This is a genomic window from Leifsonia xyli subsp. cynodontis DSM 46306 (genome assembly GCF_000470775.1).
In the GTDB taxonomy this organism is placed as follows: domain Bacteria; phylum Actinomycetota; class Actinomycetes; order Actinomycetales; family Microbacteriaceae; genus Leifsonia; species Leifsonia cynodontis.
The window spans coordinates 2074863-2087524 of the sequence record NC_022438.1 but is presented as its reverse complement, the minus strand read 5'-3'; the positions used below and the strand labels follow the sequence as shown (position 1 = coordinate 2087524).

Sequence of the window (12662 nt, the reverse complement as noted above, 5' to 3'; positions counted from 1 at the left end):
GTCCCTCCCCGCTAAGCCTAATCCCATCGGGAGCGCCGTGCGGTCGCTCAGCCGGGGGCGATACCGTAATTCCCATGCAGTTCTATGGAACGACGCCCCGCCACGACCTGACCTACTCCGATGTCTTCCTGGTCCCTTCGCAGTCGGATGTGACAAGCCGGCTGGATGTGTCGCTCGAGCCCCGCGACGGCACAGGCGCGACCATCCCGATCGTGTCCGCGAACATGAACTCGGTGACCGACAAGCGCCTCGCCGCGACGCTCGCCCGCCGCGGCGGCCTCGGTGTGCTGCCGCAGGACATGCGCCTGGAGCAGATGGACGAGGCGATCCGCTGGGTGAAGGCGCAACCCGTGGCGTTCGACACCCCGTACGGGGCCGGTCCCGAAGAGACGGCAGCCGATGTGCTGCGGCGCATCCCGGCCGTCGACGGTCACGGTGTCGTCGTCTCCGGAGAGGATGGCGGCTACCTCGGCTGCCTGGCAGCGACCCAGCTCGGCACCGCTCTGCCGGACGCCAGGGTCGGCGATCTGCTGCACGGTGCCATCGCCGCGCTCGACGCCGAGGATCTGACCGACGGCCGCTCCGCGTTCGCGGCGTTGCAGGCCGCGGATCTGGAGTTCGCGCCCGTGCTCGACCAGGGCCGCGTCGTGGGCACCCTGAGCAAGAAGACCGCGCTGCGCTCGGCGATCTACCGGCCCGCGCTCGATGCGCACGGCCGTCTGCGGGTCGCCGCCGCTGTCGGAATCAACGGGGATGTCGCAGCGAAGGCGAAGGCGCTGGCCGCAGCGGGCGTCGACGTCCTCGTGATCGACACGGCGCACGGCGACCAGGACGGCATGCGCCGCGCCATCCGCGCCGTCAAGCAGCTCGGCCTCGGCCTTCCGGTCGTCGCAGGCAATGTCGTGACCGAGCAGGCTGTGCGCGATCTCGTCGCCGCCGGAGCGGACATCCTGAAGGTCGGCGTCGGCCCGGGCGCCATGTGTACCACGCGCATGATGACGGCGGTCGGACGGCCGCAGTTCTCGGCCGTGCTGGAGACGAGCGCGACGGCGCGCGAACTCGGCGCCCACGTCTGGGCCGACGGCGGCGTGCGCTACCCGCGGGATGTGGCTCTCGCCCTCGCCGCCGGCGGAGCCTCTGTGATGATCGGCTCCTGGTTCGCCGGGACGATCGAGGCGCCGGGCCTGCTCGCCGCCGACGAGTCCGGCGCCCTCTACAAGGAGAGCTGGGGGATGGCGTCCACGAAAGCGGTGAAGGGCCGCTTCGAGCGCCTCGACGCTTACGAGCTCGCCCGCAAGACCCTGTTCGCCGAGGGCATCTCCAGCTCGCGGATCTTCCTCGACCCGCTGCGGCCATCGGTGGAGGATCTGCTCGACATGATCACCACCGGCGTGCGTAGCTCGTTCACGTATGCCGGCGCCCGGACGCTGCCCGAGTTCCACGAGCGGGCGCTGGTCGGCATCCAGTCGGCGGCAGGCTATGAGGAGGGCAAGGCGCTGCCGGTCAGCTGGTAGCCGCTGGGGGTCCGGTCACTGACGGGGCGCCCACTCGCGGTGCCCCCGAACCACAACCCGGACACCGCGGGGGACGGAGGAGTTCTCTCTCTCTCTCACACACACACACACATCCTCCCGGCTCTCCTCCCTTTCCCAACATCCGGCCCCTCACGCTCCCGGCTCTCCTCCCTTTCCGATGCCCGTCGAAAAGGGAGGAGATCACGGCCAGCAACGGGGGAAAAGCAGGAAACGGAGGAGGAAGCAGGTGCTAGCGGCCGGTTCTCCTCCTTTTCCGACGAGACGGACCGGTGCGGAGGAGGGACGGACCGGTGCGGGGGACGGACCGGTGCGGGGGGACAGACCGGGCCGGGAGTCGCGGAATCGTCCAGTGCTCTTCGGACTTCCGTCGATATACTGACCCACGAAATGGACGACCCTCCTTCACTGAAACCCTCGACCCAGCGCCCATTCCTTCGAACCGGCCCGCGCGAGCGGGGTGATCGCCGTGCTTTTTGAATGGATCATGCTCGGCGTCGGCCTTCTACTGACGATCGGCACCGGTCTGTTCGTGGCGAGCGAGTTCGCCCTCGTCAATCTGGATCGAGGCGACCTCGAAGCGCGCAGAGCGCGCGGCGAATCGCGGCTGGCCATGACGATCGCCGCCTTGAGGATCACCTCCACCCACCTCTCCAGCGCCCAGCTCGGCATCACCCTGACGACTCTGCTCACGGGTTACACCATGGAGCCCGCGCTGAGCACGTTGCTGCGCGGCCCGTTGACCGCCTGGGGGCTGCCGGTCGTGGTGGTGGTGCCTATCGCGTCCATCGTCGCGATCACCGCGGCCACGCTGCTGTCGATGATCATCGGCGAGCTTGTGCCCAAGAACTTCGCTCTCGCTCTGCCCCTGGCGACCGCCCGGCTCGTCATCCCGTTCCAGACGGTCTTCACGGCGGTCTTCCGGCCCTTCGTCGTCGTGCTCAACGGCACCGCGAACGGCTTCCTGCGGATGCTCGGCATCGAGCCGAAGGAAGAGCTTTCGGGGGCCCGCACAGCCGAGGAGCTCTCCTCGCTGGTGCGCCGCTCGGCCAGCGCCGGTGTGCTGGAAGAGGACACCGCGACCCTGCTCAGCCGTACCCTGGCGTTCTCCGCCCGCACCGCCTCCGACGTGATGACGCCCCGCCCGAGCGTCGAGGCCGTGAAGCGCGCCGAGCCCGCCGGCGCCGTCATCGCCCTGGCGCGCAAGACCGGGTTCTCGCGCTTTCCGGTGGTCGATGAGGATGTGGACGATGTGGTCGGCTTCGTCCATGTGAAGCAGGCTGTCGCCGTGCCGCGCCCGCGACGCGAGTTCGTCCCCGTCTCGGCGCTTCAGACCGACGCCCTGCGCGTCCCGGAGACCATGAGCCTCGACACGCTGCTCGGTGAGCTGCGCGCGCGCGGCTACCAGATGGCGGTCGTCGTGGACGAGTATGGCGGCACGTCGGGAATCGCGACGCTCGAAGACCTCGTGGAGGAGATCGTCGGCGAGGTCGCGGACGAGCACGACCGTGCGCGCGCCGGTGTCGTCCGGGGCCGGCACTCGATCACCTTCCCCGGCATCCTGCGTCCCGATGAGCTGCTCGAACGCGCGGGCGTGACCGTTCCGGACGAGGGCCCGTACGAGACCGTCGCCGGTTTCGTCATGAACGAGCTCGGACGCCTGCCCCGGGCCGGTGACGAGGTCGCGATCGACGGCGGCACGCTGCGGGTCGAACGGCTGGACGGTCGCCGCGTCGACCGCATCCGGTACACGCCGGAGACGGAGGCGGACCATGAGTGACTGGGCCGGGATCGCCTGGCTGCTGGCGCTCCTCCTCGTGAACGCCTTCTTCGTCGGCGCCGAGTTCGCCGTCATCTCCGCGCGCCGCTCGCAGATCGAGCCGCTGGCGGAGCGCGGCAAGCGGAGCGCCAAGACCGCGCTCTTCGCGATGGAGCACGCCACTCTGATGCTGGCGACCACCCAGCTCGGGATCACGGTCTGCTCGTTGCTCATCCTGAACGTCTCCGAACCGGCCATCCACCACCTGCTGCAGGTCCCGCTGGGGGCGACGGGCTGGCCGGAGGAGGTCATCGGGACCATCGCGTTCATCGTGGCGCTGGTGCTGGTGTCGTTCCTGCATGTCGTCTTCGGCGAGATGGTGCCGAAGAACATCTCGTTCTCGATGCCCGACCGGGCCGTGCTGCTGCTCGCGCCGCCGCTGGTCGCCGTCGGGCGGGCCGTGCGCCCGATCATCGTGGCGCTGAACGCCACCGCGAACGCTGTGCTGTGGCTGTTCCGGGTGGAGCCGAAGGACGAGGCCGCCAGCACCTTCTCGCTGGACGAGGTGGCCACCATCGTCGACCAGTCCACGCGCGAGGGCATGCTGACCGACCGCACGGGCGCTCTGAACGCCGCGTTCGAGTTCACGGAGAAGACGGTCCGGGATGTGATGGTGGGACCGGAGACGCTCGTCACGCTGCCCCCGTCGCCCACCCCGGCGGAGGTGGAGAAGGCGGTCGCCAAGCACGGGTTCTCACGCTACGTCGTCCTGGACGCCGGCGCCGAGCTCACCGGCTACCTCCACCTCAAGGACGTGCTCGATCTGGAGGAGACCGGCTACGAACTCCCCGTCCCGGTCAAGCGGGTCCGCCGCCTGGTCACCGTCTTCGCCGACAGCGATCTGGAGGACGCCCTGGCGACGATGCGCCGCTCGGGCAGCCACCTGGCGCGAGCGGTGGATTCCGAGGGGGCGACGGTCGGCGTGCTGTTCCTGGAGGACATCATCGAGGAGCTGGTCGGCGAGGTGCAGGACGCGACCAGGCGCGGGTAGGACGGCGCATCCGGGCGGCTCCTCCTCCGCGGCCGGCTCGATTCCGAAGCGCTCCGCGTTCAGTCCCGCCACGGCGCGCGGAGGTACTGCGGCGGCCAGTAGCCGATAGGCACGCCCAGTTCGTGCGCGGCTCGCAGTGGGAAATGCGGGTCGCGCAGCAGCTCGCTCGCCAGCATGACCGCATCCGCACTGCCGTTCTCCACGATGTCCGCGGCCTGGCGCGGGGTGGTGATGAGCCCGACGGCGCTCATCTCCACCTCGGCCGAACGGCGCACATGCTCGGCGAAGGGGACCTGGTAGCCCGGCTGCAGCGGGATGCGGACGCCGGTCTGGATGCCGCCGGAGGAGATATCGAAGAAGTCGGCCCCGGCGCCTCCTGCGCCCAGCCGGCGACGGTCGCTGTCTGCTGCTCGTCCCAGCCGCCGGGCGTCCAGTCGGAGCCGGAGAAGCGGACGAAGACCGGCACCTCGTCGCCGACGTCCGCGCGCACCTCGGCGACGATGCGCAGCAGCAGCCGTGCCCGGTTCTCGAGCGAGCCGCCGTACTCGTCCTCGCGGCGGTTGGCGAGGGGGAGAGGAACTGGTGCAGCAGGTAGCCGTGCGCGGCGTGCAGTTCCAGGACGCGGAAGCCGGCGTCCACCGAGCGGCGCGCGGCGGAGCGGAAGTCGGCGACGACCCGGTCGATGCCGTCGTGGTCGAGCTCGGCCGGGGCGTCCAGGTCGCCGAACGCGATCGGCGACGGTGCCACGGTCGGCCAGCCGCCCTCCGCGGGCGAGACCGAGCCGGTCCTGTCCTCGAAGCCCCAGGCCGGCCAGGAGGAGCCCTTCCGGCCCGCGTGGGCGAGCTGGATGCCCGGGACCGCGCCCTGCTCGGCGATAAAGGCGGCGATGGGCCGCCACGCTTCGGCCTGTTCGTCCGTCCAGATGCCGGTGTCGCGCGGGGAGATACGCCCCTCCGGGCTGACTGCGGTCGCTTCGGTGAAGACGATGCCGCTGCCGCCGGTGGCGATCGCACCGAGGTGGACGAGCTGCCAGGTCTGCGGGACGCCCGAGCGGTCCAGCACTGAGTACATGCACATCGGGGAGGCCCAGATGCGGTTGCGGGCGGTGACGCCGCGCAGCGTGAAGGGGTCGAAGAGTGTCGCCATATCGTCTCCTAAGCGGCCAGGGCCGTCAGATACGCTCGCAGATCGGCGGCGGAGGTGTAGACGTGCCCGGCGATCCCGACCGTCTCGGCGCCGCGCACGTTCTCCTCTTTGTTGTCGATGAAGACCGCCTCGGCCGCCGTGACGCCGAGTTCGGCGAGGACGTGCTCGAAGATATCGGCGCTGGGTTTGACCGTGCCGAGCTCGCCGCTCACGAACACTTTCTCGAACAGGTCTCCGAGCGTGCCGTGCCGGAAATACGAGCCGAAGTCAGGGCCGGCGTTCGACAGCAGCGCGAGCCGGGTGCCGCCCTCCTTCAGATCGAGCAGCACCTGGAGCGTGCTCTGGTCGATGCTCAGCCAGCTCCGGAAGTCGGCCAGCCAGAGCTGATGGATCTTCGCGTCCGCCCACTGCTCGCCGAGCTCGAGCTCGATCCCGCGCCAGTATTGCTGGATGCTCAGCGTGCCCTGGTCCAGTGCGTTGCGCCGCCGCCAGTAGGCGGGCCAGAAACCCTCCGAATCCGCGCCGGCGAGCGACACGAGCGCGGCCCGGTCGGCCTCCGTCGGGGTGATCGAGATGACTTCGCCGTAGTCGAAGACGACGACTTTCCCGGGGATGGCGATGCTCATCGCCCCAACCTATGGTGAGGAGGGGAGGTTCTCATGGACGACCGGGGCGAGTGGCGGGAACGGGACGTGAACGACTGGATCGCCGTGCCGGCCGAGAACGACGACAAGTACTCGCGGGGTGTGCTGGGCGTGGTGACCGGCTCCGGCCGCTACCCGGGCGCCGCTGTGCTCGGCGTCGAGGCGGCGGCGCGGACCGGTGTCGGAATGATCCGCTACCTCGGGGCGGCTCATCCGGCCGCGGAGGTCCTGCGCCGCCGGCCGGAGGCCGTCACCGCGCCCGGACGCGTGCAGGCCTGGCTGCTCGGCTCCGGAATGGACGCCGCCTCCCGGACCCCGGACGACACCCGCCGCCTCCGCGACGTGCTCGCCGACGGCACGCCCCTCGTCATCGACGCCGGAGCCCTCGACCTTGTGCGGGAGGCCGCGGGGCCGGCCGTCGTCACCCCGCACGCCCGCGAACTCGCGCTCATGCTCGCCGCCGGCGACGGTCCGGACGCCGTCACGGCCGACGGTGTCCGTTCCGCCCCCGTCGCCTGGGCGGCGCGGGCGGCCGCCTCCTTCGGCGTGACGGTGCTGCTCAAAGGGCACACCACGCACATCCTCACCCCCGAGGGCACACATCGCACGGTGACGGCGGGGACGCCCTGGCTCGCGACCGCGGGCAGCGGGGACGTCCTCGGCGGTGTGCTCGGCGCCCTCGTCGCGACGCACGCCGATGCGGTGCGCGACCAGGGGCACGACGCGCTAGCGGCGCTCGCCGCGACCGCGGCCTGGCTGCACGGCCGGGCGGGCGTGCGGGCGTCCGGTGGCGGCCCGATCGCGGCGCTCGACATCGCGGAGGCCCTTCCCGCGGTCGTGCGGGGGCTGCTCGCCGCCCGCTGAGCGGCGCACGGAACGCCATCCTCTAGGATGAGCGTCATGGGCAGGGAACCGGAGCCGAAGCCCGCAGCGCCGACCCCGGAAACCGTCTCGGGCGGGCTCCAGCGCGCCGCCGCCAGCCCGTTCGCCCTGTGGATCGCGTTCCTGCTCGTCCACCTCGTCCTCGGCGCCCTCGCCCTCGACCAGGGCAAGGGCCTCGGCGACGTCATGCATGTCTACAAGCCCTGGGCGCAGCTCGCGGCGCAGGGGACCCAGATCGTCGGCGTGGACTCCGACTGGGTGTACCCCTTCGGCGCGCTGGTGCCGGTCATGCTGCCGCTGCTGCTCGGCACCGACAATTACGTCGGCGGCTGGCTCACGATGGTGCTCCTGGTGAATGCCGCCGCCTTCGCCGTGCTCACCGCCGGGCGGGAGCCGCGCCGCATCGTGGCCGCCTGGTGGTGGCTCGGCTTCCTGCTCCTGCTCGGCCCGATCGCGGTCGGCCGGCTGGACTCGATCTCGGCCGCGCTGGCGATCGTCGGACTGCTCTGGCTGACGCTGAACGAGCGCGCGGCGGTGGTCGCGCTCACCGCGGCCACCTGGATCAAGGTGTGGCCGGCCGCGATCGTCGCCGCCGCCGTCGTCGCGCTCAAGACACGCTGGCACATCGTCCTCGTCGCGGTCGTGACCAGTCTCGCGATCCTCGCCGTCCCTCTCCTCTTCGGCGCGGGCTGGCATGCGCTCAGCTTCATCACCATGCAGACCGATCGCGGCATCCAGATCGAGGCCCCGGTCGCGACGTTCTGGATGTGGCAGGCGGCGCTGCGCCTGCCCGGCTCCTTCGTCTACTACGACACGAAGCTGATCACGTTCCAGGTCGCGGGGAAGGGGACGGCCGTCGCGGGCGAGCTGATGACCCCGCTGCTCGCGGTCACAGTGATCGTCGTCGCGCTCGTCGGCATCCGGTCGCTGCGGCGCGGGACGCCGTACACGCGCATCCTGCCCGAGCTCGCCCTCGCCCTCGTCACCGCGTTCATCGCCTTCAACAAGGTCGGGTCGCCGCAGTACATCACCTGGCTGGCCGCACCGGTCGTGATCGGGCTCGTCTACCAGGGGCGGGGGTTCAAAACCCCGGCGGTCCTCGTGCTCATCACGGCGGCGCTCACCCAGGTGCTCTATCCCTTCCTCTACGATGGGCTCATCGACCCGAACCCGGTGATGGTGAGCGTGCTGACGGTGCGCAACCTCGGCTATTTTGTCCTCCTCGGCTGGACGATCGCCGCCCTGTGGCGCAAGCGGCACGCCGACGAAGCCGCGGGCGACCTGCTGCCGGCGCAGGCGTGGCCGTTCCGCGCCGTGCCGGGTTCGCGTCCGGGCTCGGCGCTCCGGTCCGCGCGCTAGGCTGCCGGCCCGAGGCTTCCTACACTGGGAGCGGACGAAGGAGGTCCCATGCTCGTCGCATTCTCGGTCGCCCCCAGCGGCGGCGAAGGTCCGGACGCATCCGTCCACGCTGCGGTCGCCGCCGCGGTGACGGTCGTCCGCGAGTCCGGTCTGCCGAACAGGACGACCAGCATGTTCACGGAACTCGAGGGACCGGATTGGGACACGGTAATGGACGTCGTCAAACGTGCGACCGAGGCAGTGATGCCGTTCGGGCCAAGGGTTTCGCTCGTGCTGAAGGCGGACATCCGGCCTGGATACGAGGGTGAACTCGATGGCAAGCTGGAGCGGCTCGAGCAAGCGATCGGGGACACACCGGGCTAAGAGCCCGTCCTCGGCGCGCTCGGGCTTCCGCGAGATGCAGGGGTCCTCGGGGGTCCGGCCGCGCACCGGCTGACCAGCACGTGATGTCTCCGACCGAGACGTGGCGCCCTTGTTCCGTGCGTCGTCATCGGCATCGAGACGCCGGTGCTGCTCGGCCAGCTCAGCAGCCGCGTAGCTGATCCGTGCCGCCCGATCGGACCTGTGTGCCAACACGCGAGGGACCCCGATCACTGTCAGGCTCACGGTCTCCTGAGCGGTCTTGGCGTTCTCGGTCGCTTCGGCACTGGTTGATTCCGCAACGATGCCGGCGGCGACTTGGACAGCGTGATGCTCGAACCAGTCGCGACCACGGTTCGCCACACTCGAAGATCCTGCGATTCACGGGTGACCAGAGCACTCAGACCCGGCACTCGGTTCAACCATTGCCTCTGAACTTCCCCGATCCACACGCTCTGCCTCTCAACGCCCTGAACCTCTAAAAGAACAAGACAATGCAGACGCTCTTTACCCCCCGGCGGTGGTGATGGGGGAGAACCCTCACGGTGGGCCGTTCGCCTCGGTGCCCTCGGTGCGCTCGCTGTCGCCGCATCGCCCGTAGCGGTCTCCGGAGCCAGCGACACCGCCACCAGCAGCAACACCGGCGAGAGCTGGAACGTCAGCAACTTCTGCTCTCTCTCCCTCCCCCCCGGCGGAACCCGTATCGTACTCAACCTCACACGGCCGCCCTCGCCACCGGTGCAGCCCGCAGCTTCGCCCTCGCCGCTGAAGGCACCGTCTGGACCCGGGGATACGGCTATTGCGGTGAACTCGGCAACGCCAGCAGCTCCGTAAGCTTCACCACCCCTGTGCAGGTGCAGACACCCGCGGGGGAGACCATCGCCGTCCTCGCCGGCGTCAAAGACCACGCCCTCGTCCGCGCCTCCGACGGAACCGTTCGGCCCTGGCGAGAAAACGGGTACGGGCAGCTCGTCGGCGGCCGGCCGACCCCACATTGTCGCGCCCCGCGCTGTCGCCTCAGCCAGCGTCACCCCATCGACGGCGGAGCGCCGGAACGCGGGAGAGGGACCGAGGGGGTCCCCGCCCATGACGGTGATCGACCAGGCGAGTCGAGGACCACCCGACGAAACACTGAGACGGTACATAAAGATCTCCGGCAGCCCCTGAACGGTGTTGCTGCCCCCCACGCAGAACCAACAAGAAAGAACAACGACATGATGAAGACACACCCAACAGACCCGACCTCGAACGGCAAACGCAGCTTGAAGTCGCTGTTCGAGGGGCGCAAGCGGGTGGTCGCACTCACCACCGCCGCCGTCGCCGCCGTCGCGCTCACCGGCGTGGGGGCCATCGCCACGTCCCAGACCGCTATCACGAACAACCAGTTCATCAAGGATGCCGCGACAGCGGGCTTCACCTTCACCGGTACGGCCTTCGACGCCCACTTCAACACCACCACGAACACGGCGAGGGAGACGTGGACCGCGGCCAACGCCTCCACGACGGAGTCGGCCACCTTCGACGGTATCTTCGCGATGACGAACGCGGATAAACCGCTTCCGAAGGAAGTGGGTGAGCACCTGAAGATCGCCTATGCGCTCTCCACGGGCGTGCTTCCCCCGATCACCGGCGACGGCGGCACGATCGCCAACCCGATCGCTCTGGCCAAGGCGCTGAAGAAAGAGGCGGGCATCACACTCGGTTCGGGCAAATCCGACACCGTCACGGTGACGGTCACCTGGGATGGCACCGACCCGGCGCCCGCTCAGGCGATCGATGCGATCGCTGACTTCAACGTCACCTACTCGATGAACCCCAACAAGTAAGGTCCGGTTTGTGGCGTGGCGTCGTCTCCTCGGTGGTGGCGCCGCGTCATGGCCGTTCTCCGAACCCGTGTCCCTCTCCCTCAGGAAATCCGGCCTAAGGAAACCCGTGAGAATCGCCCTCAACATCGTCGGCGGTGCGATCATCGCACTGCTCGCCCTGCCCTTCCTCGCCACTGTCAGCACCAACGGGTACTACGTGACGGTCAACGGGACCTCCATGGTCCCCACCTACCAGCGCGGAGACATCCTGCTGGTCAGCCACACCATCGACGCCTCCGCTCTGCACGCGGGGAACATCGTCGTGGTCGACCCGGCACGCGCCGTGGCGCACTACAGCGGCTCGTCGCTGCGACTGGGCCCCTACGTCCACCGCATCCTCCAGGTGAAGCCGGGGGAACGGTTCGTCACCAAGGGCGATGGCAATGCCCTGCCCGACCCGGGCACGGTGACGCCCTCGCTCCTCAGCGGACGTCCGACCGGAATCCGGTTGACGGGGACCGCGGCGTATCTGTTCTCCGTGAGCCAGAACATGTTCGTGCGTGGCGGCATGCTCTTCGCTGGGCTCGCCGCTTTCGTGCTGGCCTCCAGCGCCCGCCGCAAACACCGCGAACGGGTGCCCGCGGCAGCGGGCGAGCCAACGGCGGTGACGCACAGTGCTTAACCCGATACGCTTCAGTTCCTCAAGCATTCGCCAGGCAGTCCAGGCCGCTACACCCGCGGCGCAGGGCGCTCACCGAAACGCGCTCTCCCAACCAGGACTCACGGGTGCTCAGTCGCGGGTCGTGACGCTGAAAGGTGTGCTCTCGAGGTCGGTGAAGTTGCCGACGGACGCCCGGAGCCGGCACTCGGGGGTGATCGAGAGCGCGGTCATCGTGAGCCCGTCCGACGACACCGCGACCGCGCCGCCGCAGCTGTCGGAGAACCGGACGTTGCTCTCGCCCCCGGCGATGTCCTGAAGGAGCTGGGAGGGCGAGCCCGCGGAGGGGCTCTGGTAGAGCGGGTTGAGGGTGTCCGTTCCGCTCGGCCACACCGGGAGCAGCGTGATCGGCAGGGGCGATTGGCTGACGGTCCTCGCGGGTGTCGTGACGCTGATCCCCTTGAGCCGTTGGGCCGGGTAGGCCGTCCCCCTCACCTGTGGGTCCGAGACGGCCGTGTTCGTCGCCGTCGCCGCCTCGTCGAGCCAGGCGTGCAGGGCGGCGGCATCCGCGACCGTGCCCGGCAGGGACGCTTTCACGGTCGTCCGGCCGTCGCGCGGGACCCGCACATCGGCCAGACGCCACCCGCAGGAGACGGTCATCCCCGTCGTGGAAGCCGCGTGCCGTGTCGCGGTCGCGCCCGTCCAGGCGACGGGGGGACAGGTCTTCGTGCCCAGAGCGGGGAGGACTTCGAGCAGTTCGCCGGAGAGGTCGGACTTCTGTGCCGAGTAGACGATCTCCATGACGATGCGTTTCGATGCCGGGTCGTAGGCCGCCGAGCGGGCGGTCGAGAGCCCGGTCGGGCGGGCCTGGTCCTGCTGGTTCGCGGTCACCGCCGAATCGGAGGCGACCGGCTCCGCCTTCTCCGATCCCCCCGGGAACAGCAGGACGGCACCGGCCCCCAGCCCGATCAGCAGGACGATTCCAGCTGCGCCGAGCGCCACCGTGCGCTTGGTCAGCCACTCGGGCAGCCGGCCGCGCTGCGAGGGCGGCGACTCGCCCGCTTCCGCCGTCGGCGTCGAGGGAACCAGGGGCCGGGCCAGGGCGCGCACGACGGTCCGCTGTCCCGCCTCGCCGAGGTCCGGCCGCTCGCCGGACAGGGTGGACGCAGTGGCCGCGGCCGGTTCGTCGGGTCGCAGCAGCTCGCCGCGCAGCATCGTCGCCGGCCGCTCCACTTCGACCGGTTCGGGCAGGTCGTCGGCTGGTTCGAGCGCCGGGAGAGCGGAGTGCGCGGTCGCGAGCCTCCGCGCCGTTCGGGCGGCCTCGGAAGCGCTGGGGCGCGCCTCCGGGTCCTTCGCGAGCAGGGTGTCCAGCAAGTGCCCACAGATCGTCGGGCACGGCCAGCCGGGGCGGGAGCGCCGACACATGCCGGTAGGCGATCGTGAAGTCGGTGCCGGCCCCGACGAAC

Annotated in this window: 10 protein-coding genes and 1 pseudogene; 8 read left to right on the top strand and 3 right to left on the bottom strand. The window is 70.0% G+C overall.

Going from position 1 to position 12662, the window contains the following annotated elements; all coding sequences use genetic code 11:
* Positions 1-74 precede the first annotated feature (74 nt).
* The 3 genes from guaB1 (at position 75) to O159_RS09970 (ending at position 4342) form a co-directional block, all read left to right on the top strand.
* Positions 75-1514 (top strand): GMP reductase, encoded by a 1440-nt coding sequence (gene guaB1, locus O159_RS09980; RefSeq protein WP_021755685.1) that lies wholly within the window; start codon positions 75-77, stop codon positions 1512-1514.
* Between the two features lie 505 nt (positions 1515-2019).
* On the top strand, positions 2020-3312 hold the full coding sequence (locus O159_RS09975; protein WP_201766264.1) for a hemolysin family protein: 1293 nt from the start codon (positions 2020-2022) through the stop codon (positions 3310-3312).
* Positions 3305-4342 carry a hemolysin family protein gene (locus tag O159_RS09970; protein WP_021755683.1) on the top strand — a complete coding sequence of 346 codons (1038 nt, stop codon included), beginning with the start codon at positions 3305-3307 and terminating at the stop codon, positions 4340-4342. The genes O159_RS09975 and O159_RS09970 overlap by 8 nt, the downstream gene beginning before the upstream one ends.
* 59 nt (positions 4343-4401) lie before the next feature.
* Here the strand turns inward: O159_RS09970 and O159_RS09965 are convergent.
* Together O159_RS09965 and O159_RS09960 are read right to left on the bottom strand one after the other, a co-directional pair.
* Positions 4402-5488 (bottom strand): annotated as a pseudogene (locus O159_RS09965) (NADH:flavin oxidoreductase/NADH oxidase).
* Between the two features lie 8 nt (positions 5489-5496).
* Positions 5497-6114: an HAD family hydrolase gene (locus O159_RS09960; protein WP_021755680.1), complete on the bottom strand. Its 618-nt coding sequence runs from the start codon at positions 6112-6114 to the stop codon at positions 5497-5499.
* 33 nt (positions 6115-6147) lie between these two features.
* Between O159_RS09960 and O159_RS09955 the strand changes: the two genes are divergently transcribed.
* The 5 genes from O159_RS09955 to O159_RS09935 all read left to right on the top strand — a co-directional run bounded on the left by O159_RS09955 (position 6148) and on the right by O159_RS09935 (position 11220).
* On the top strand, positions 6148-6996 hold the full coding sequence (locus O159_RS09955; protein ID WP_021755679.1) for an ADP-dependent NAD(P)H-hydrate dehydratase: 849 nt from the start codon (positions 6148-6150) through the stop codon (positions 6994-6996).
* A 36-nt stretch (positions 6997-7032) separates the two neighbouring features.
* Positions 7033-8373 (top strand): glycosyltransferase 87 family protein, encoded by a 1341-nt coding sequence (locus O159_RS09950; RefSeq protein WP_021755678.1) that lies wholly within the window; start codon positions 7033-7035, stop codon positions 8371-8373.
* A 48-nt stretch (positions 8374-8421) separates the two neighbouring features.
* Positions 8422-8736, top strand: coding sequence for a thiamine-binding protein (locus O159_RS09945; protein ID WP_021755677.1), 315 nt, complete (start codon positions 8422-8424; stop codon positions 8734-8736).
* A gap of 1211 nt (positions 8737-9947) precedes the next feature.
* Positions 9948-10559 carry a hypothetical protein gene (locus O159_RS09940; RefSeq protein ID WP_021755676.1) on the top strand — a complete coding sequence of 204 codons (612 nt, stop codon included), beginning with the start codon at positions 9948-9950 and terminating at the stop codon, positions 10557-10559.
* Between the two features lie 106 nt (positions 10560-10665).
* The gene (locus O159_RS09935; RefSeq protein ID WP_021753989.1) at positions 10666-11220 is read left to right on the top strand and encodes a signal peptidase I; all 555 of its coding nucleotides are present in this window, start codon (positions 10666-10668) and stop codon (positions 11218-11220) included.
* 108 nt (positions 11221-11328) lie between these two features.
* On the opposite strand, the gene O159_RS15900 is transcribed toward O159_RS09935, so the two are convergent.
* Positions 11329-12570, bottom strand: coding sequence for a serine/threonine-protein kinase (locus O159_RS15900; RefSeq protein ID WP_021755675.1), 1242 nt, complete (start codon positions 12568-12570; stop codon positions 11329-11331).
* Positions 12571-12662 lie beyond the last annotated feature (92 nt).

Coding starts and splice junctions, on each gene's coding strand:
- guaB1 (WP_021755685.1), top strand. CDS start 75: ATGCAGTTCTATGGAACGACGCCCCGCCACGACCTGACCTACTCCGAT.
- O159_RS09975 (WP_201766264.1), top strand. CDS start 2,020: ATGCTCGGCGTCGGCCTTCTACTGACGATCGGCACCGGTCTGTTCGTG.
- O159_RS09970 (WP_021755683.1), top strand. CDS start 3,305: ATGAGTGACTGGGCCGGGATCGCCTGGCTGCTGGCGCTCCTCCTCGTG.
- O159_RS09960 (WP_021755680.1), bottom strand. CDS start 6,114: ATGAGCATCGCCATCCCCGGGAAAGTCGTCGTCTTCGACTACGGCGAA.
- O159_RS09955 (WP_021755679.1), top strand. CDS start 6,148: ATGGACGACCGGGGCGAGTGGCGGGAACGGGACGTGAACGACTGGATC.
- O159_RS09950 (WP_021755678.1), top strand. CDS start 7,033: ATGGGCAGGGAACCGGAGCCGAAGCCCGCAGCGCCGACCCCGGAAACC.
- O159_RS09945 (WP_021755677.1), top strand. CDS start 8,422: ATGCTCGTCGCATTCTCGGTCGCCCCCAGCGGCGGCGAAGGTCCGGAC.
- O159_RS09940 (WP_021755676.1), top strand. CDS start 9,948: ATGATGAAGACACACCCAACAGACCCGACCTCGAACGGCAAACGCAGC.